Source organism: Kangiella japonica, from assembly GCF_039523535.1.
Lineage (GTDB): Bacteria > Pseudomonadota > Gammaproteobacteria > Enterobacterales > Kangiellaceae > Kangiella > Kangiella japonica.
In genome coordinates, this window is the sequence record NZ_BAAAFM010000003.1 from 1038433 (window position 1) to 1058525 (window position 20093).

Consider the following 20093-nt stretch of genomic DNA (forward strand, 5'->3'; position numbering starts at 1 on the left):
TCACACCGAGTCATTGAGCCACTGCAAATAAGCCGTCGCGGCTTGCTCAATATTGCAACTTATCAGCTCGAATACTTCATAAGGGTGCTCCGCATTGAGTAATTCTTCGAGTTGCAGCATTAACTCTTCAGCCGTTTTGATGACCAATAAAACTTCTGGCTCTTTTTCAATCTGCCCCTGCCATTGATACACACTGGTGATTGCTGGAATGATATTGACGCATGCAGCGAGGTTTTGTTGCACCATTTTTTCAGCCAATAATTCAGCTGTAGCTTGGTCGGGTGCGGTGCATAGCGCTACTTGAAAATTACGCTCTAGGTCTTTGGATTTAGAAAAAACCATGATGAAACAGCCTTTGTCTGAACTTGTTATCGAGTATCTTGTCCCCATTATAACGGTATATATAGCTTTGATAAGCTTTCCATTAATGCACTTCAGCAAATGCTGATGGGAAACACGAATTTATGTGGTTCAGAAGTTTTTTCTTACTTTTCATAGTTTTAGCGGTTACTGAAATCTATGTACTAATTAGTGTCGGCAGCTTGATCGGGACGTTACCAACCATCGGACTCATCTTATTAACCGGTATTATCGGCGTCACCATGCTAAAACAGCAAGGGTTTAGCGTCTTCGCCAAGCTGCAAGTAAAAATGCGCCAAGGCCAAGCGCCAGCGCAAGAAATGGTTGAGGGTGTTTTATTAATTATCGCAGGAGCTTTCTTAATTACGCCAGGCTTTGTGACCGACGCTATTGGCTTCCTGTGGCTCATTCCACAAACTCGAGAATACTTTGCTAAAGCATTGATTAAAAAAGGAATGTTTAAAGTCCAAGGGATGCACGTTGGTGGTTCATATCAGGCCGGGGGCAACCCATTCGGACAGGCGCGGCCTGAGGATGATAGTAATACGGTAGATGGCGAGTATGAGCGAACCGATAAACCCCGTCACGACCGATTAGAAAAATAGAAAAAAATTTAAAAAATTAGCACTCGATCCCCTTGAGTGCTAAAAAAATGACCCCATATCTTCCCCAAACGATTTTTCGTAGTAAGTAAAACACTTTCTATTAGGAGAAAAAAACATGAGCTTACGTCCATTACATGACCGCGTCATTGTGCGTCGTTTAGAAGAAGAAACTACAACTGCTGGCGGTATCGTCATTCCAGACAATGCAAAAGAAAAGCCAAGCCGTGGCGAGATCATCGCTGTAGGTAATGGCAAGCCTTTAGAGTCTGGCGATGTACGTGCCCTAGACGTTAAAGTCGGCGACAAAGTTTTGTTCGGTAAATTTGCCGGTACAGAAGTTAAGGCCGATGGCGAAGAGCTTCTAGTATTACGCGAAGACGACATCATGGCTGTAATTGAAGGCTAATAAGAATACATTCAACGAATTTAGAGGAATTTAATCATGGCAAAAGACGTACGTTTTGGTGATGAAGCCCGTAAAGGTATGTTGCAAGGTGTTAACACACTAGCAAATGCTGTTCGCGTTACTTTAGGCCCTAAAGGTCGTAACGTGGTTTTAGACAAATCATTTGGTGCACCAACAATTACTAAAGATGGTGTTTCTGTAGCGAAAGAAATCGAACTAGAAGATAAGTTCGAGAACATGGGCGCACAGATGGTTAAAGAAGTTGCATCGCAAACCAACGATATCGCTGGTGACGGTACAACAACTGCAACAGTATTGGCGCAATCTATCGTTAACGAAGGTTTAAAATCAGTTGCCGCTGGTATGAACCCAATGGATCTTAAGCGTGGTATCGACAAAGCTGTTGTTGCAGCGGTCGAAGAGCTAAAGAAAATCGCTGTACCATGTGAAGATCAAAAAGCCATTTCTCAAGTAGGTACTATCTCAGCTAACTCTGACGAAAACGTTGGTAAAATCATTGCTGAAGCAATGCAAAAAGTTGGCAAAGAAGGCGTTATCACGGTTGAAGAAGGTTCTGGCCTAGACAACGAACTAGAAGTTGTTGAAGGTATGCAATTCGACCGCGGTTATTTATCGCCATACTTCGTGACAGACACAGAAGCGATGATGGCTGATCTTGAAAACCCATACTTATTATTGGTTGACAAGAAAATCTCAAACATCCGTGAATTGCTACCAACATTAGAAGCCGTGGCTAAATCAAGCCGTCCGCTATTAATCGTAGCAGAAGATGTTGAAGGCGAAGCGCTAGCGACACTAGTTGTTAACAACATGCGCGGTATCGTAAAAGTTGCAGCAGTTAAAGCTCCTGGTTTTGGCGACCGTCGTAAAGCAATGCTAGAAGACATCGCTATCCTAACAGGCGCTACAGTAATTTCTGAAGACTTAGGCATGAGCCTAGAAAACACTGAGCTTGCACAACTGGGTCAAGCGAAGCGTGTTCAAATCAGCAAAGACAACACTACAGTGATTGACGGTGCTGGTGATAAAGCTCAAATCGAAGGTCGCGTGAAGCAAATTCGTGCACAAATCGAAGAAACGTCATCAGACTACGACAAAGAAAAGCTTCAAGAGCGTGTTGCTAAACTTGCTGGCGGTGTAGCCGTAATCAAAGTAGGTGCAGCAACTGAAGTTGAAATGAAAGAGAAGAAAGATCGCGTAGACGACGCGCTACACGCAACTCGTGCAGCGGTTGAAGAAGGTGTTGTAGCCGGTGGTGGTACAGCTCTAGTACGCGTACTATCAAACCTAGGCGAGCTTCGTGGTGATAACGAAGATCAAAACGTAGGTATCAAGATTGCCCTACGTGCGATGGAGTCTCCATTACGTCAAATCGTCGCAAACGCAGGTGCAGAGCCAGCAGTAGTTGTTGCTAAAGTTAAAGAAGGCAACGGTAACTTCGGCTATAACGCAGCAACAGGCGAGTTTGGTGACGTGGTTGAAATGGGTATCTTAGACCCAGCAAAAGTAACGCGTAGCGCGCTACAAAACGCAGCTTCTATCGCCGCTCTAATGATCACTACCGAAGCAATGGTAACCGACCTACCTAAGAAAGACGAAGGTGCTGCTCCAGATATGGGCGGTATGGGTGGTATGGGTGGCATGCCAGGTATGATGTAATCAAAGCTGACCTATTTTAGACCAATAAAATCAACAACTTACACAGAGTGTATACAGAAAAATATACACAAATGTAGACAGTGAAGTAGGCTTAAAAACTTTACTAGAAACGCTGAGTCTTAATCTCAGCGTTTTTTTTTGTCAGGTGACATCCATTTCAAAAAAAGTTAGAATTCTCGTCTCAGTCATCGAACGTGGCGAAGTTAATTCGAATAAAATAATGATTTTGGAAATTCACATTTAATGTCTAAAATAGCTGCCCTACCTAACACGCCTGCATACCCAGTTATTTCACTTTTTTCAGGTGGGATGGGGCTCGATCTAGGGCTTGAAACTGCTGGTTTGCAAGTTGCTGTTTCACAAGATTTTGACAAGTGGTGTGTTGAGACCATAGAGGCAAATAACCACAAGGCTATATTGGGAGATATACGAAAGTTAATAGCTCATGACCCAAGTTGCGACTTCCTCTTTAATGACATAAACATTTCTAAAGAAGATGTTTTTGCAGTAGTAGGAGGGCCACCTTGTCAAGCATATTCTACGGCCGGAAAAAGGCGGGGTGAAGACGACGAACGAGGTCAACTTTATCAGCAATTTGTCCATGTTGTAAATTCAGTTAAACCACGCTTCTTTATTATGGAAAATGTAAAAGGTCTATCTTCAATGATGGTAGACAAAGGGACTAGTAAAGAGCGTCCCTTATTAGACATTATCTTAAAAGAGTTTAAGGACATCGGCTATCACACAGTTCACGATGTAGTTGATGCTGTACATTATGGAACACCTCAATTTAGAGAGAGACTTATCATAATTGGGAGTAGAGATAATGAACCAGTCTATATTCCAATGCCAACTCATTTCCATTTTCACCAAAATCCGACAATGCGTTGGAAAACCATCGGGGATGCTCTTGATGGATTGGATTCGGTAGGGCCTTGTGGAAAACTACCTGAAAGAATTCAAAAGTATTTAAAGTTGGTACCTGAAGGTGGTAATTGGAAGTCTCTGCCTCAAAATATTGTTGAGGAGGCAATGGGAGGAGCTTATAAATCTGGAGGAGGCAAAGTCGGCTTTTTCCGACGACTGAGCTTCAATGAGCCGTCTCCTACATTAGTAACCAGCCCTACTCAGAAGGCGACACTATTAGGCCACCCTAGAGAATTAAGACCGCTGTCCGTTAGGGAGTACGCTAGAATTCAAGGTTTTCCTGACGATTGGAGCTTTAAAGGGTCAATCACTAACTGTTATAAACAAATCGGAAATGCCGTACCTATCCCTCTTGGGAAAGCGATCGGGGAAATGTTACGTGCTGTTGCATTAGGAAATTCACAAGTACACTCTAAGCGAATGAGAGGGACTTCAGTACACAATAAATTAAAAGACATTCAGTCAAGGAGAATTAAATGATAAACCAGATTGCCTTAGATAATGAGGTAAAAAGATTGCTAGACATTCTATATGAAAAGCGATTTGAAAAGCTTAATGAAATTAAACTTAGTAGATTACTTAAAAAAAACCCTTACTTATTTCGTTCTGTTGGAATAATAAACTGCTCTGACCTAATTGATGCTCAGCTCGATGCTTTCTTATCTAGCTCTGACGAAACAATTTTTGGTAATGACTTTTTTGAACCTTTAGCACTATGGACTGCTACTAATGCAGAGTTTCAAGACCCTAGAATTGTTACAGTAGGTAGCGCGTCGGGAACAGATCTATCTATTGAGACTAGTGATTCTTATTTGGCAATCGCGGTCAAATCCGGCACAAATATTTTCAATTCTCAAAGTACAAAAGGCCAATCGACAGAGTTTTTAGAGTTGCAATCTAGATTGCGCAAGTTGAAAAAGGAAATTCGTACAATAATTGGATACGGATATGGCCGAAACAAAGCATCTAAAAAATCTACCAAAGAAAAGTACGCAGGACAAGCATTTTGGTACTTGCTTTCTGGCGAAGAAGATTTCTACTTAAGAATTTCAGATTCGATTGGAAAATCGGCTATCGAACACCGTCAGGAATACTTGGAAAGTTATAACAAAACTAAAAACAGGTTACTCAAACATTTAATGGTCAATTTCGTTGAAGATAATGGTGAGTTAAACTGGCATAAAATTGTGGAATATAATAGTAGCATTGAAAAGCCTGAGAAAATAAAAGAATCCAACGAAGAGTAATTAAAGAATTTGTCATAATATATGATAGTGATTGATGCAGGCGTTATTTTTAATTAAAGACGCCATTCTTCCAGAGGCAACTCTTAACTGTAATTTAGAGCTTGCATTGAGCAAAGCTAAAGAAAATACCTACGTATCTGTTAAGTAAGAACTGTACTTTACACATATTAATCCATCAGTAACCTAAATGGTTTTAGGTGAGATAAATAATGAAGAACCAGACAACTCTTTTAGACGAATATGACAGGTTACAAACTGAGATTAACTTTATTCTCCAGTCAACCCATGCATTCCTAGAAGTATCAGAAGCCTTCGATGAACAGACAACTCAAGGCTTCTTAAATACTGCTCATAGACTTAACGACGACTTTAAAGACGTCAACCAGAAGCTGACTAAGTTTATTCAAGCAGAGTTTCAGGACAAGCCTAACTCCACCAACTGACAAGCCAGACGACCTCCAGAGAGCCATTCTCAGATCGAAATTAATCAATGGAATGGGATAACTTTAAGTTAGTCTTAAAGTCTTCTCTGGAGATATTACAGATCGCTTTAGGCGTATTTCTTGGCAACAGATGATGCTAAATAAATTTCTAAAGCCTTATCAACAGGAGCCATATCACCTTTGAATGCACCCAATAAAGCATCATGCATTTCTGATGCCCCTTCTTCGTAGCCACCTGTGAGCCAACACGTAAATTCATAAGTCAAGTCATCTGACCGGTTTAATATTTTCTCAGCTCGTTGCTCAAGAACTCCAATAATTTCACTAGCGAAGTCCACCTGAATGTCAATAATTCCGTATTTATCGACTTCGTATTTCTCTTTTAAGTAGTCTTCCACTTTAGGGCAGAGTCCTTCGCGAGCCGCAGCGTACTCAGCAACTGTTTTGCTCGTTCCTGATTGTTGATATGCATCAACTATGACCAAAACAGCTTTATTGTTAATAACTTCAGGATTAATGTTAAGTGTGTTCATATTTAATATCCTCCAATAATTATTTATGTGTAAGTCAGAGAGTCGTTGAGGAGAGTGTTAAGCAGCAGCTTCAGTCGCTAAGTTATCTGCAAGCTCATTGCCATAGATACCGCTATGACCTCGAACCCACTTAACGACAACACAAGGCTTCTCTTGCTTCAGCTTGTCGATACGTTGCCATAGGTCTTGGTTAGCTACTGGTTTCTTATTGGCATTCTTCCAGCCTTTCAACTTCCAACCCTCAAGCCACTCGTTGTAGCCTTTGGCAATCATATCGCTGTCTGTATGAATAATATCGTAAGGCTCTGCAAGTTCGAGAGCCTTGATTACTGCTAGCATTTCACAGCGAACATTAGTTGTCGTGTCTTGGCCTTGGGCTGGCTCAACACGAGCCTTGTAAGTCTCTAGGACTTCGCCTTGGTCACTAAGGACTGCAACACCTAAACCACCGTGTTTACATCCATTTTGGTTGTTAGGTGCAGCTCCATCAGTAAAGATTAAGCGTGATAGTTGTTTACTCATATCCTGTCCTCCTTTGGGTTAGCGTGATAGTTGTTTGGTTATACATTCATTGATGATTGTCGATGCACCGACTTTGCGTGAACTCCCAGTTTGTCGCTTAGCTTGTTCTTGTTTGATAAGCAGTAGGTTCAATGAGTTGAGGTTCACACGCACCTGAGGGTTGCTGAGTATCTTGTAGTTTTTCATTAAGTTCTCCTTATGGTGTTTTGATTTTAAACAGGTCTGTTGCAGGGTCGATAAGTCGACGACCTGTCATCTATTGGATGGTGTTTTTGTCACGAAGCAGGGTCTTGAAGATGAACACCTGTACTAATTCATGGACTTTTTCGAAAACAAATACACGGACGAAGAACACGACTAGATAGGTTTAAGCCAATGCTGAATGTTCTTCTCGGTGTACTTGTGTTGGTGGGTTTGCCTAGAGCAAGCACAAGCCCTAGGCGAAGGAGGATATGAGTAAACAAACTTATCTGTGTTCTTCACTAATGAATTAACACACATGATTGCTGCACTCTTAAGACTGTCTAAGACAATCTTTAAGTTCTCTTTTAGTCTTCTCTTAGTCATTAATTAATAAGTATTAACTATTAAGTTATTAGTAAATGACAGACTAGAAGAAGTCTTAAAGATAAACTTAGACCCCCCTACCCACATTCAACCACCAATTAGCAGCCCCCCCCCTTAAAACTGCTAGGTGTTCGTGTTGAACGCAGGGCGGTAGTCATTTAGACAACCATTTCGAGTCGTGACTCTTTCTCCTGAAGTCAGGGAGTCACCTAAGCACCTAATCTAGTGATAAGAACACACTGACAGATACCATTTCTCTTAAGTCAGGGAGTCACCTAACCCTTGTATTTACTGGCCTGTATAGATTCCGCTAAAATCAAAGTGACTGATTGTATTATGTACTTATTCGCAGAAGTTAGAACTATATCGAGTCTTGTAACCAGAAATGTGCATGAGAGATCGCCAGAGGCTCTACACGATCTTTTCCATGCCTTAATAATACGAATGTACTTGCCACATAAAACACGATCTCTCAGAGCTTCTGAGAACGTTTTTTATTGATGAGTCTTGGCTGGTTGTTTTTCTTGAAATGCTCATGAGCATCCAAATGATAGTAAACGTCAGCTTCAAGCCAACCTGTAGACATCAAGCTTTGTTGCTTAATCAACTGAGAGTCAACCCATGCTCACCGTTAGACATCACATTCAGTTCTGATTTATTAATGAATTAACGAAAGTAACGAGGAAGAATACACCTAGAGCGATCTGTACGATCTTCTATGAGCATAAATGGAAATGACCAATACGAATGTACTGGTATGAATTAAGACGATCTCAGAGAGCTTTAGAGATCGCCATTTATTTGCCTTGTAATTCAGTTAACAACAGTGACTAAGCAACATATGCAGACAGAATTTTATGCACAGCGCCCTTGCTACAGTCCAACTCAGCAGCAATCTTAGCCATGCTTAAGCCTTTCTCTCGAAGCTGGTGGACTCTTTCCCTGTCAATTAGCTTCTTACGACCAAACTTAATGCCCTGCTCTTTGGCCTTAGCAATACCTTCCATCTGTCTTTCGTAGCGTAAAGACAACTCAAACTCAGCTACAGAAGCAATCATATGAAACATCAACTTACCGTGTGGCGTTGTCGTGTCGATGCCTTGGTCAAGGACAATTAGACCTACACCTTTTTCATCAAGTAGTTTTGAGATATTCGCTAAGTCAGCTACTGAACGCCCTAAACGGTCTAGCTTAGTCACAACTATAGCTTCACCTTCTCGAACATAATCAAGCATCTTCTCCAGCTCTGGACGGTTTGCTGTTTTACCTGAACGCTTCTCTTGATAAATCTTTGTGCAGCCTTGTGCATTTAATGCGTCTAGCTGAACGTCTAGCTTCTGTCCTGTCGTTGATACTCGTGCGTAACCGATAAGTTCTTGTGTCATAATAACTCCAATTCGTTCAACAAAGTCTAAGGGTTATGTGAACACAATATAAATGAACGGAAAGTGAACGGTCAATAGCTGAGTTCAAAAAGGTTTACTTTGGTGGACGATTCCGAGCCTGCAAATATCCAGTCTCGTAATCTCCGGAAATTTTCGGAATACGACTTTGCGACCGAAAGCCACCAGCAGAGCCTGTGCGTTGCCTTCGTGTTCGGTCAAGAAGAGTGTTGCGACTGGCTTGAAGATTGTCTTAGCGGTGTTCTTGCGGTGTGTAGAGGCACCCTATGGGGGGGGACAAGAGGCCTCTTCATTGTCGAGTTGGCCTCTCAGATTTTTACAGTGAAAGTTTTATTCCAAATGGACAGCACTGCTGAATAATTACTCAAAAAGTTTAAATATTATCAGATACAGTGTACTGTAAAGAGGTGTGTTAAAAAGGAACAACATATGCGATCTATTTATTTTATCTTGATATCTGTTTTTGCAGTTCTCGGTGTGTCCGGGTGTGTCTCGACAAAGTCTGAAATCAGTTACTTAAATGAGAAAATAACTTCTCCTAGGTTAATTTCTATAAGTGGTGTTAGAGCTCCATGGGTATTTGAAATTGAAAAGCGCTTAAAACAAAGAGGTTTCACAATAAATAGAATGGTTTCTCAGAACGTAACCATTAAACAAATTAGTGAGACCAAGTCAGAAGCGTATAATGAAGCAACTTCACGGTATATTCTTCGATTAGATGGTCATGCACCAAACACTTCAATGACTCGTTGTATTGGCGGAGGATATAATTTCGACTATATCAATGTTGAGCTAATAGATGTGAGAGAAAATAGTACCGTCTTGACGTATTCAAATTCAGGATATTCTGAAGGTTGTCAGCCATTCTCTGGATCTATATTCGAAGATATTGTCGAGTTGCTGGATAAATCATGGCATACAAGTTCAATATCTAGAGGCTGATAATTTTGACAGATATTTTATGTTGGATTTGTGGTGAAACGGCCCCTTTAAGTAAAGAACACCTCATTAAGCACTCAGATTTAAAAACAACTTTAGGTTTAATTTCGCAGCAAGCTCCAAAGTACTTTCATACGCTTAATGAAGAGGAAGGCAAAAAAATAAGCTCATTTAAGCGTTCCGAGTTACTGCGAAGTGAGGCTCCTATGTGTAATAAATGTAATAACGACCGGACGCAAAAGTATGACCGTTCATGGCAGCGACTCCATTCATACCTGTTAATTCATCAGGCCAAAACGCCGAAGGTTATAGACTTAAACGAAGTCTTTTCGGAAGAGCCACTGCTCCATATGGACAGAGTACAACTCTATTTTGCGAAAATATTTGGATGCAGATTAGTTTCGAACTCAATACATTTTCCCATACACGAGCTTGCAGAGGCACTACTACATGACAAAGCCCACCCTAATATCTACCTCTCTATCGGGTACTCACAAATTGACTTAGTTGGTATTAGCCCGTTGATAAATTACACTATGCCAAACAATAATGAGTCGTTCGTTTGGATGTATTCAATAGGACATATTCAAGTTCAAATCGGATATTCCAAATTTCATATACCAAACACTAAAGAAGCCTCTTACGACCCATCTAAGAAAGTTTTTCAAATTAGTATTCAGCAGTTCCCATAAGCCTCAGCCCTTTTTCGACTGCTTCTTTGAGTTTCTTCAACTCATGTCCTTTCGAGTAGTAACCATAAGACATCGTTTTGCCTCGTTCGTGTCCAACTATCTGAGCTGTGACATTCTCTTCGACACCTGCTCGTTCCATTGCTGTGATGTACATGTGCCTAAAAGAGTGGAATGCCTTTAATTTACTCTGTGATATGTACCTAGTCTTAAAGTTCGAGAAGGTTCGACTTGCCGTCTTTGACGATATACCAAGTACAAGGTCATCTTCATCTTTATCCTTAATATGCTCTAAAAGTCTTTGTCCTATAAAGTCAGGTAAAGGAACTGTCCTAGTTGCGGCTCTTGTCTTACCCTTCTCAATATTCATTGCGACAATGCCATCATCTTCGACAACATCTTTCTTCTTCAAGTTACATAATTCACTAATACGACAACCTGAATAGATACCCAAATCCACCAGCAACTTATAGACTGGCTTTTCCCACTTATGTGCCTGAATTTTCTTCACTTCATCTTTCGTAAAGGCTTCACGCTTCTCGGACTGGTCGGCTTCTGCATTTGAGTATATGTGGTCTTTGAATGGGTTTTTACCTTCTAATTCATCCACACGTTCTAAGTACATCCATATAGTATTGATACGACTGATAGTCGCCTGTACTGTAGATTTCTTAAGTGTCTTGCCTAGATGTTTAATGAAGGAATAAACCATCTTTCGTTCAATGTCTTCAATGGCAATATCGGGTGAATCGACCCAATCAAAATGCTTGAAACAGTAGGTGCCGAATTTCTTAATCGCCTTTTCGATCTTTTTACTGTGCTCCTCAGTCTTAGTATGACCAATGTCATCAAGCCACATCTGGAAGCCTTCTGAAATGGTTAGCCTGTACTTGCGACTGAAGTCCTGCCTTCCATTTACAGTCATATAAGCTTCAAGCTCTAATTTCCGTCCTTGTTCTTCAAGGCGATCTGGATAAATTCCTGCATCCCAATCATGGGGATAGTTCTTTCGGTCTCTATCCATTTCTCGCACGAGTTCCCTAAACCTTAGACTTTCAGAGTTTGAGGTCATGCTTAAAGACTTACGTTCAAGTTCACCGTTCAACACGTTTCGTTTCTTTCTCGCTTCACGAATATCGCCAGTATCTAGACTGATTTGAATAAAAGATTGATTCGGATAATGGTGACTTAGATGTTTAGGAACTCGACGTTGATACCACCAAATATTCCCACGTAACTTTAGATGTTTTGTTTCTGCTTTATTACTCATTTACCTCTACCTTGCTGCAATTTGTAGCCAACAATGTAGACAGTATTGTGTTCATAAACCATTGAATGTCAATAGGAATAAGGCTTGAAGTCATGTTAAGGCGGCATGATGTAATTTAACTAGCTGTTTTGATTTGTAACTTTGTTGCAGGCCTAATTGCGGTGCTCATTGGCTCGAGCCAACTCCGCGCCTCATTACAGCCTGCGCCGCGTTACAAAGCCAAAACATCTGCGTTAAATACCCTCTTAAAGGCCCTGCATTGTTGCAGGGCCTTTTTTAATGCACTTAAGTATATTATTAGTTGCAAACTCCCTCACTTAAAAACCAAGTTACCTTGAATTGAAGCAAACTAACGGCGTTAAATATTTACAAAGAGCCTCGCAATCGCGGGGCTTTTTTCGCTTTAAATAAAATGTCTGATTTGTGTAAATAATCTCTTTATTGGGTATTTTTTGTCAGCTTGGGGTAATGGTGCTAGAAATAAGCGGGAGAGTTGTTAAAGTAAGCCTCTCGTATGAACTTTGAACATTTTATTAAGTATTTACAGCAAGGAGAGAATAAAAAGATGGAAACGTTATTAAAAGTAGGTGTAGGTATTTTTATTGGGGCTGTTGGTTATGGGCTTTTGCAACCAAAGCAGGAAGTACTGGAGCCTGCGGTGTCTGGGAGCGTCGTAGAAAAAGAAGAAGGAAATGACTTGGGTGAGTTCCTTGGTGTTGGTCCTCGGGTGGATGAGCCTGCAAGCAGCGTTGAGATAGGCGAGACGCGGGGCAAGAAAAAGGCTGTTTCGCTGGATGAGCTTAATAAAAACAAGAATATAGGCCCTTCTGCTAATCCAAATGGCGTTGTTATTGGTGGTAATCAACCTTCGTCTGGAGCAGGAGCAACACCGCAGGATTTTACTCAGCCAAACTCTGAAAATGAAGTGAGCGAGTATCTTCGCGACTTTCCTGAAGAGTATCATCAGTTATTAGACCCGCCTGAGCGCCGTAAGGATTTGCCAGAGCTGCATCGCGATTTAATGAATGAGGAGCAAGACTTGAGCTGGGGCCCTGCGATAGAGCAACAGATAACCACTTTTGTAATGAACCATCCGTATTCAAACTATCTCTTGGACTTCCGAGTGACCTGTAAAGCGACTTTGTGTGAGATGATGTCTAAAATGGACATTGAGCATACCAAGAAGTGGGATGAGTTGGCGATCGAAATGGCGAAAGAAGGGTGGTGGGAGTTTACGGGAACTAACTCTTCTGGCACTTACACTAAAGATAAGCGCTATTATGTCAATGTTCGAATCTTACAAAGAAAGAAAAAGTAAAAATTTGTTGCTGAGTTAGGAATAAATTCCATGTTATTATGTGCCTACGGTCTAAAACACGTTACAAACAATGAGCGACGTAAAAAAACTTCTTGAGCAAAATCGTGAGTGGGCAGCGAATAAACTGGGGGAAAAACCTAATTTCTTCAACGAGCTTTCTGAGCAACAGGCACCAAAGTACTTTTGGATCGGCTGTTCGGATAGCCGCGTTCCAGCAAACCAAATTACGGGCTTGATGCCGGGTGAAGTCTTTGTACACCGAAATGTGGCAAACGTAGTGTCACACGTTGACTTAAACTGTTTGTCAGTAATGCAGTTTGCGGTAGAAGTATTAAAAGTTGAGCATATTATCGTTTGCGGTCATTACGGTTGCGGTGGTGTTAACGCAGCTTTGAGTAATAAACAATTAGGTTTAATTGATAGCTGGTTAACCAATATTAAAGATGTGTATATTAAACACGAAGAAAAATTTAAGACTATAACTGATGAGTCAGAGCGTTCGGATTTAATGTGTGAATTGAACGTGATTCAACAAGCGCAAAACGTATGCGAATCAACCATTGTCCAAGATGCTTGGAAGCGCGGACAGAAGCTTAGTGTTCATGGTTGGTGTTATAGTTTGAAAAATGGTCATATCAAAGATTTAGAAGTGTCCACTAGCGGGCCGTCAAAGAATCACGAGATATACCAGTACGAACGTTAATAAAAAAGGTCAGCAATAGCTGGCCTTTTTTATGACTGACTCATAAGCGTTTGTTCTTAGCCTTGTATAAATAGGCGTAGTGAGGGGGGAGTATGGCTAGCGTGAGAGAGAAGTTAGAGGCTGAATGGGCGTATCGACTGATGTCGCCAATCGGTGTTTATCCTAGAAGCGAAATACATGCTGATGATATCTCCTTGGTTGTTACGGATTCATTGGTCGCGCTCGCCTCTAGCGGTGACGGCACTAATCAAGAACTTTTTTATACGGCGATACTTACTTCGTCAGTCGCTGCAAGCGAGCATCTACGGCTATATCCCTTTCCGTATCAGCATCAATTGCTGGATTCTTGCAGCCCGCAGGGGCTTGGCAAGCAACTAGAGTTTGATGTGCGGCAAAAGCTTGTAGCAGAATTTGCGACAGAAGGTGAAACCGTTCCAGAGTTTGACTGGTACGAAAATGCAAAAGGTGCTTCGCTTCCCCCCATTCTAAACGGAACAGGGTATCACTTTGCAGATATAGAAATCGATATCACCTGTGCGCAACATATTTATCAGCTCCTAAAAAGCTCTGCCTGCCCAAAGTTGGCGGGCGCAAGCAAGGCTCTGAATCAATGTAATGCGCTGAGTGCCCACTTTCAGTTTCGAGAAGAAGCAAGCGGACTCCTGTTTGATTGTCTACGCTTAATGCAAGAGGTCGATGACTTTCACGCGGTCAGTGCCCAGCTGTCGACTTTGCTTGCACAGCTGGGCGATAGCGCCGAAGATTATTTGATTTCGCGTCAGCAAATGTCGAAGAATCTAAGCCCTATAGAATTCCATCGGCTATTTGTTCAGACCTGTAGCCAACTTCGTAAGCACTTACTCAGCTTGTAATTGCAGCATTAGTTTAGCGTCCGACCCAAATCTCAACTCGCTGGTTTTTGGCCCGGCCATTTTCAGTGTCATTAGAGGCAATGGCGCCGCGACTGCCATAACCTTGGGTGTAAAAAGGCTTCACGCCCAGTTTTTCAAGTTTAGCGCTGATGGTATTGGCTAACTCTTTAGACAGAGATTTGTCGTGAGAGGTGTCTAAACTTTCTGCGCTAAAGCCGAAAACAAAAACATCACTGATAGCGTTTTGTTTTATGTAATCGACAAGACGACCGATATCGCGTTGGCCTTTATTATCAAGTTGGAGATTATGGTCAAAGTGAAAGGTGACCGATAAGCGCTTTGATTCACGAATCATATTTAAGTAACGAGGTGGGTAGTTTCGATTAAAGCGCACTGTGGCATCATTGATCATTAACGAGACAAGATTACTTTCCTCGACAACTTTTTGAGCTTCATCTTTCAGTACGAAATCTATAAATTGCTGTGCGTAAGGGTTAGTGCTGTTCGCCGGGAGATATAAATATAAACGACGACTTAGCGCATAATCCTCGGTGCTCACCGTGAATTTAGTTGGAGAAAAATATAAGGAAGCACCCGCTTCTGCTACAGCGATGGGCTTGGCGGCATTGACGTAAGGTAAAGCAACGAATCCAATAGCGCCTTGAGTTGTGCTTACCAACTTTGAGAGTTTTCCTGAAGATTCAAAACGCTTTGCCTGCGGTGACAGCGCGACTTTATGGCGTTTTAAGACTAGGGATTTAAAGGTGTCGTAGGTTCCAGATTGCTCATCACGGGCAAATAATTTTATTGGCTTATCGTTACCACCAAGTTCATTCCAGTTGGTGATTTTGCCTGAGAAAATATGTGCTAGTTGCTCGGTATTTAGCTGCTTAATGGTTATTTCTGGGTGAACAATAACGGCGAGACCATCAACCGCAATGGTGTATTCGCTCTCGACCGAGCTCAAATCACCGTGTTCAGCTAAAAGCGACTTGCGTTCTTTATCCTTAATCCGACGAGAAGCCATGGCGATATCGGTTTTCTTGTCGGCCAATGCTTTAAAACCCGTAGAACTGCCGTGAGCTTTAATTTCAATCGCTTGATTTTTACCGTCGGGCATAACGCCAACAACTGTTTTTTCGACGGCATGAGTCTTGAATATTTCGACATTGCTAGCGCCAAGTTTTTCTAAGAAAGACCGCGCCAAAGCAGGAGCCAGTTTTTCGCCAATGGTGTTGGAGCCACTTAAGGTGAATAAAACTTCTGACTCAGCTAAAGCTTTATTGTTAGTGTCGCTATTTTTTTCATTGGCGGACAGGGGCGGTAAACAAAAGCAAAGCAAACATGCCGCTATAACACGACTGAAAAGAAAACTAGGCATTTACAAAACCTCTATGCGCAAGGTTTGCGCAATAATAAAAACAGAATGGCGCTAATTATAGAGGCTGGTTATAGGCTCAGTATGACAGTTTCATGACAGCGCATTGAATTTACGGTGATAAGAACTCAATGTGTGAAGAGCATCCTTGCGGATAATTAATATCCTACTAGTGCGAAGTTAGCGTGCAAGGTTGCTTTTATAGCGCCATCTTCCACAAGGTTTATATCTAGCTCTATTCGAGCACGATTCTTGCGTTGAAACGATGCAATAAAGGAATCGATGAGATGATTATTATCTACTTGGCATTCAGCAACGATATCGCCATTGATAGGTTTTTTGTATTGGATATTGGCTTTAGCTAAAACTACCGAGCCTTCTAGCTGGTGGTGAATGGCCATGCTTGTAACCAAAGACCATCCGGCAATAGTCGCTACGGTATAAATGCTACCGGCGAATGCTGTGTTATGGATATTTTTATTGGCCTCAAAAGGCGCCATTACGCGGATGCTATTTTCGTTAAGCTCATCGATCCGAATATCAAGCGCACGAGTAATCGGGATTTCCTGGTGCACCAGGCTTTCTAGCTGTTTGTGGTTCATGGTTGGAATGGGTTTGACTAATTAGGGTCACTGTAACAATTTTTCCAAAAAAGTTAACCCTTTTTAGGTACGACCACGTTAATAGGGATAAATCGATGGCGTAGTTCCAGTTTCTGAGCGATAGAACCTCAAGAGTAGACCTAGACAGGAGTTAATTATGAAAACGAATAAAAAAGTAGCAAGATTTAAGTATGGTTTGGTCGCCAGTTTGGTGATAATTTCATTAAGCGCTTGCCAAAGCTCAAAAGACCATAAGTCTGATGCCGTTAAGGTTGCCACTTCTGAGCAACGTGAATTAACAGATCGAGTTAAGAGTCATGCTAAAAAAGATCAAGCACAAAACAACGCGAAACAACGAGCGTTGCAAGTCGAGCGTAAGCAAAGGCAGGTAGCAAAAGAGGCTGAAAAGGTAGTGGTCGTTGGCTCAAGAGTCGCTCTTAGTGAATTAGACTATGCGGCGCCACAAAAAGTAAAGGTGTCGGGCCCACACCCTGTTGCGGCCACACCTTTGGTTAATCGTGAGCAGTATCGAAACGAAAAGTACCAAAAGATAGAAGCTTCTGACGTTCACTCTACAACAGAGCAGCCTGTTTCTACCTTTAGTATCGATGTCGATACAGGGTCTTATTCCAACGTTAGACGCATGCTAAATAACGTACAGCTACCGCCGACCGATGCGGTTCGCCTCGAAGAATTTGTGAACTATTTTAATTATGATTACCCGTCCCCAGACTCCAAGGATATGCCCTTCTCAGTATCGACAGAAGTAATGACAGCACCGTGGAATAAGGAGGCGAAGTTACTGCAAATTGGTATTAAAGGTTATGAAGAGGCGTCGAGTGAGTTACCTCCTTCTAATCTGGTCTTCTTAGTCGATGTATCGGGTTCAATGCGCAGCCCTAACAAGTTAGGCTTGGTCAAAAAAGCGTTAAAGATGTTGGCTAAAGGCAGTCGTGAGCAAGATAGGATCTCGCTGGTGGTGTATGCCGGCGCATCGGGCGTGGTGCTAGAACCTACGGCAGCTAACGATCGTATAAAAATAGAGCAAGCACTCGACAGCCTGACTGCTGGTGGCTCGACCAATGGTGGTGCAGGCATAGAACTGGCTTATAAAATGGCGGAAAAAGCTTTTATTAAAGGTGGTATTAATCGCGTGATTTTGGCGACAGATGGCGACTTTAATGTGGGTACCGTAAATCGCGAACAGTTAATCGATATGGTTGAACGTAAACGCAAAACGGGTATTGGTTTTAGCGCGCTAGGTTTCGGTACGGGTAACTATAACGAACACCTTATGGAACAGCTCGCAAATAAAGGAAACGGTAACTACGGCTATATAGACAACCTGCTTGAAGCTAAAAAGCTGCTTGTCGATCAGCGAGCTGGAACCTTAATGACCATCGCCAAAGACGTAAAAATTCAGGTGGAGTTTAATCCAGCTGTGGTCGCTGAGTATCGATTGCTAGGCTACCAAAATCGTATGTTAGAGCGTGAAGACTTTAATAACGACAAGGTGGATGCGGGTGAAATTGGTGCCGGTCATACGGTGACAGCTTTGTATGAGGTGGTCCTGCAAGACTCTGAGGGTAAGAGAATGGAGCCCTTGCGTTATAGCGACAATGAAAAAACTGAGGACCATAAGCTGACAGAAGCGGCGATGATTAGCTTGCGTTATAAATTACCTGATGAAGATAAAAGTACTCTTTATCGCGACTACCTTCAGGCAGAAACATTAAGGCAATCAAAAGGTGGCGACAACATACGATTCGCGGCTAGTGTGGCAGGCTTTGCCGAGTTACTCCGTGGTGGACAGTTCTTAGGCGACTGGAGCTGGGACGAAGCACAACAATTAGCGCAAGCCTCGAAAGGGCAGGACGTAAACGGCTATCGAGGTGAGCTGATGCAGTTAATCAGTATGGCAAAATTGCTGGATGATAAAGCGGCAGTGGGCGCACGTTAGTAGCCACCAGGAGCAATGACGATAATGAAGATGCTTGCACAAACCCAAGTCTGCAGTCACTATAAAGAGGTTGGTTTTACCCCAGAAAATGATAATAAGGCTAGGTATTTGAAAGACAGTGCAGGTTATACCCATTCTGAACCTCAGGCACAGGGGCCGGTCGTCAGCGATGAAGCGCTGATGGCAGGCTTTGCTTCAGGAAACATCAAGGCTTTTGAAACGCTATATACTCGTCATAAAGGTCCCTTGTTTCGCTTCTTTTTGCGACAAGTTAGCAATAAAAGTGAAGCAGAAGAGTTATTCCAAGATACCTGGCAACGTCTGATAAAACACAGCAAGTCCTACAAAATCTCCGCTAAGTTCACAACTTACTTATATCACATTGCTCGAACCCGACTGATTGATTTATACCGTAGTCATGGCCGTCAAAAAGAATTTACTCAAGCTAACGATGGCTGGGAAGATAAGGCCGAGGGCGAGCAAAGTTGTGAACCACAAAGCACGCTAGAATATGAGCGTTCAAAACAACAGTTTCTTGGTGCAGTCGAGAAGCTTCCAACTTTACAGCGAGAAGTTGTGGTGATGAAGCTTGAAACGGGAATGACGGTCAACGAGATCGCTGAGGTTGTGCAGGAAAAGCCAGAAGCAGTTAAAAGTCGGCTTCGTTACGGAATGGATAAATTAAAACATTATTTAAGTGACCTTGAAGCGGAGGTTGCGTCATGAGCAACGATATGAACAAAGAGCAAGACACAAAGCAGAAGCTAACCAAAGCTTATCAAGAGGCTAGTAATGAAACCACCAGCTCGGAACTCGATGCATCGATTATGGCACTTGCTCAGCAAGAATTAGAGTCACGCCAAGCCGCGAATAGCAAAGGGAGCTGGTGGACGCGCTTAAAACTACCAGTGTCTATGGCGGCAGCGCTAGTGGTCACGATTGGTATTGCTCGATTTATGGTTGAACTCGGTTATGGCAAGCCTGAATTTGCAGAAAGCTACTCGGCAGAATCTGTCGCTGGAGTCAATGCGACCACTGTAGTATTGCAGGATAACAGTTTTACTGAGCATGAGAGGGTAAGTGCCGCGCCTGCTAAAAAGGAGCAAGTAAGCCAGCGTCAAGCCTTAGAGCAGCGAGAGCAAGAGATGCAACAGCTAGCTGTAGTTGGAGCAAGAGTCCAGAGGGAAGAGGTTCAACGTGCAAAGCGATCGCAACAAGCAGAGCGAGACATGGCGTATTTGGCGAGTGCGGCTGAGATCGAGTCCAAGCAAGTTGTGCAAAGCGATGAAACTATGGCAATGAAAACTCAAGCAACAGAATTGCAGGGAAATCATCACCAGCCAATGCCTGAGGCCGTTAAAAATGCGGGTAGTAGGGAGGTTATCGATACGCCGTACCTGCCAGCTAAAGAGTGGTTAAAGAACATCGAGTCGTTGCTTGATAGTGGTGAAAAAGAAAAAGCTAAAGAGCAGTGGGAAAAATTTAAAAAAATATATCCTGACTTTCCGATTGAAACGCCCAAAAAACAACGACTGGAGCAAAACTAGGTGGGGCTATAGATAACTTTTTTGATAGAAAATGTTGTGGTCTGCCTAGTTTTTTTAATGTTTGTCGAGTAGTATGTTTGCCTAAATGTTGACCCAACTCATTGTTAAGCTGTTCTGCATCA

General features: G+C 42.3%; 22 protein-coding genes. 14 read left to right on the forward strand and 8 right to left on the reverse strand.

The features are described from left to right. Positions 1 to 342 (reverse strand): divalent-cation tolerance protein CutA, encoded by a 342-nt coding sequence (gene cutA / locus ABD128_RS08315; RefSeq protein WP_343989088.1) that lies wholly within the window; start codon positions 340 to 342, stop codon positions 1 to 3. 122 nt (positions 343 to 464) lie between these two features. Between cutA and ABD128_RS08320 the strand changes: the two genes are divergently transcribed. The 6 genes from ABD128_RS08320 (at position 465) to ABD128_RS08345 (ending at position 5668) form a co-directional block, all read left to right on the forward strand. Beyond that, complete coding sequence (locus ABD128_RS08320) at positions 465 to 965, forward strand: FxsA family protein (protein ID WP_343989090.1); 501 nt, start codon at positions 465 to 467, stop codon at positions 963 to 965. A 115-nt stretch (positions 966 to 1080) separates the two neighbouring features. Further along, the gene (gene groES, locus ABD128_RS08325) at positions 1081 to 1371 is read left to right on the forward strand and encodes a co-chaperone GroES (RefSeq protein WP_110200544.1); all 291 of its coding nucleotides are present in this window, start codon (positions 1081 to 1083) and stop codon (positions 1369 to 1371) included. Positions 1372 to 1404: 33 nt separating this feature from the next. Continuing rightward, entirely contained in the window at positions 1405 to 3051 is a 1647-nt protein-coding gene (groL, locus tag ABD128_RS08330; RefSeq protein WP_343989394.1) for a chaperonin GroEL, read from the forward strand. 243 nt (positions 3052 to 3294) lie between these two features. After that, positions 3295 to 4458, forward strand: a complete 1164-nt coding sequence (locus ABD128_RS08335; RefSeq protein WP_343989093.1) for a DNA cytosine methyltransferase — start codon at positions 3295 to 3297, stop codon at positions 4456 to 4458. Continuing rightward, on the forward strand, positions 4455 to 5225 hold the full coding sequence (locus ABD128_RS08340) for a PmeII family type II restriction endonuclease (RefSeq protein WP_343989095.1): 771 nt from the start codon (positions 4455 to 4457) through the stop codon (positions 5223 to 5225). The genes ABD128_RS08335 and ABD128_RS08340 overlap by 4 nt, the downstream gene beginning before the upstream one ends. 209 nt (positions 5226 to 5434) lie before the next feature. Continuing rightward, positions 5435 to 5668, forward strand: coding sequence for a hypothetical protein (locus ABD128_RS08345; protein WP_343989097.1), 234 nt, complete (start codon positions 5435 to 5437; stop codon positions 5666 to 5668). A gap of 107 nt (positions 5669 to 5775) precedes the next feature. Here ABD128_RS08345 and ABD128_RS08350 read toward each other — a convergent pair whose 3' ends face one another. The 4 genes from ABD128_RS08350 to ABD128_RS08365 all read right to left on the reverse strand — a co-directional run bounded on the left by ABD128_RS08350 (position 5776) and on the right by ABD128_RS08365 (position 8675). Continuing rightward, the gene (locus ABD128_RS08350) at positions 5776 to 6201 is read right to left on the reverse strand and encodes a hypothetical protein (protein ID WP_343989099.1); all 426 of its coding nucleotides are present in this window, start codon (positions 6199 to 6201) and stop codon (positions 5776 to 5778) included. A 57-nt stretch (positions 6202 to 6258) separates the two neighbouring features. Beyond that, positions 6259 to 6723, reverse strand: a complete 465-nt coding sequence (locus ABD128_RS08355; RefSeq protein ID WP_343989101.1) for an RNase H family protein — start codon at positions 6721 to 6723, stop codon at positions 6259 to 6261. 18 nt (positions 6724 to 6741) lie between these two features. Then, the gene (locus ABD128_RS08360; protein ID WP_343989103.1) at positions 6742 to 6909 is read right to left on the reverse strand and encodes a hypothetical protein; all 168 of its coding nucleotides are present in this window, start codon (positions 6907 to 6909) and stop codon (positions 6742 to 6744) included. Between the two features lie 1211 nt (positions 6910 to 8120). Then, complete coding sequence (locus tag ABD128_RS08365; protein ID WP_343989105.1) at positions 8121 to 8675, reverse strand: recombinase family protein; 555 nt, start codon at positions 8673 to 8675, stop codon at positions 8121 to 8123. Between the two features lie 447 nt (positions 8676 to 9122). Between ABD128_RS08365 and ABD128_RS08370 the strand changes: the two genes are divergently transcribed. Both ABD128_RS08370 and ABD128_RS08375 read left to right on the forward strand, forming a co-directional pair. Beyond that, positions 9123 to 9635, forward strand: a complete 513-nt coding sequence (locus ABD128_RS08370; protein WP_343989107.1) for a hypothetical protein — start codon at positions 9123 to 9125, stop codon at positions 9633 to 9635. Between the two features lie 5 nt (positions 9636 to 9640). Next, the gene (locus ABD128_RS08375) at positions 9641 to 10324 is read left to right on the forward strand and encodes a hypothetical protein (protein WP_343989109.1); all 684 of its coding nucleotides are present in this window, start codon (positions 9641 to 9643) and stop codon (positions 10322 to 10324) included. On the opposite strand, the gene ABD128_RS08380 is transcribed toward ABD128_RS08375, so the two are convergent. Beyond that, positions 10302 to 11591, reverse strand: a complete 1290-nt coding sequence (locus tag ABD128_RS08380; RefSeq protein ID WP_343989111.1) for a tyrosine-type recombinase/integrase — start codon at positions 11589 to 11591, stop codon at positions 10302 to 10304. The genes ABD128_RS08375 and ABD128_RS08380 overlap by 23 nt on opposite strands. A 514-nt stretch (positions 11592 to 12105) precedes the next feature. Between ABD128_RS08380 and ABD128_RS08385 the strand changes: the two genes are divergently transcribed. The 3 genes from ABD128_RS08385 (at position 12106) to ABD128_RS08395 (ending at position 14484) form a co-directional block, all read left to right on the forward strand. Further along, positions 12106 to 12909, forward strand: a complete 804-nt coding sequence (locus ABD128_RS08385) for a hypothetical protein (protein WP_343989113.1) — start codon at positions 12106 to 12108, stop codon at positions 12907 to 12909. Between the two features lie 70 nt (positions 12910 to 12979). After that, on the forward strand, positions 12980 to 13612 hold the full coding sequence (gene can, locus ABD128_RS08390; RefSeq protein ID WP_343989115.1) for a carbonate dehydratase: 633 nt from the start codon (positions 12980 to 12982) through the stop codon (positions 13610 to 13612). 92 nt (positions 13613 to 13704) lie between these two features. Then, a complete protein-coding gene (locus tag ABD128_RS08395; RefSeq protein ID WP_343989117.1) occupies positions 13705 to 14484 on the forward strand; it encodes a hypothetical protein in 780 nt (259 codons plus the stop codon). A gap of 13 nt (positions 14485 to 14497) precedes the next feature. On the opposite strand, the gene ABD128_RS08400 is transcribed toward ABD128_RS08395, so the two are convergent. Together ABD128_RS08400 and ABD128_RS08405 are read right to left on the reverse strand one after the other, a co-directional pair. Beyond that, positions 14498 to 15865 carry a substrate-binding domain-containing protein gene (locus ABD128_RS08400; RefSeq protein ID WP_343989119.1) on the reverse strand — a complete coding sequence of 456 codons (1368 nt, stop codon included), beginning with the start codon at positions 15863 to 15865 and terminating at the stop codon, positions 14498 to 14500. 155 nt (positions 15866 to 16020) lie between these two features. After that, a complete protein-coding gene (locus ABD128_RS08405; RefSeq protein ID WP_343989121.1) occupies positions 16021 to 16464 on the reverse strand; it encodes a YiiD C-terminal domain-containing protein in 444 nt (147 codons plus the stop codon). A 157-nt stretch (positions 16465 to 16621) separates the two neighbouring features. Between ABD128_RS08405 and ABD128_RS08410 the strand changes: the two genes are divergently transcribed. The 3 genes from ABD128_RS08410 to ABD128_RS08420 are packed head-to-tail and all read left to right on the forward strand — an operon-like array spanning position 16622 to position 19971. After that, a complete protein-coding gene (locus tag ABD128_RS08410) occupies positions 16622 to 18424 on the forward strand; it encodes a vWA domain-containing protein (protein WP_343989123.1) in 1803 nt (600 codons plus the stop codon). A gap of 24 nt (positions 18425 to 18448) precedes the next feature. Further along, positions 18449 to 19150 carry a sigma-70 family RNA polymerase sigma factor gene (locus tag ABD128_RS08415; protein WP_343989125.1) on the forward strand — a complete coding sequence of 234 codons (702 nt, stop codon included), beginning with the start codon at positions 18449 to 18451 and terminating at the stop codon, positions 19148 to 19150. Next, on the forward strand, positions 19147 to 19971 hold the full coding sequence (locus ABD128_RS08420) for a hypothetical protein (RefSeq protein WP_343989127.1): 825 nt from the start codon (positions 19147 to 19149) through the stop codon (positions 19969 to 19971). The genes ABD128_RS08415 and ABD128_RS08420 overlap by 4 nt, the downstream gene beginning before the upstream one ends. Positions 19972 to 20093 lie beyond the last annotated feature (122 nt).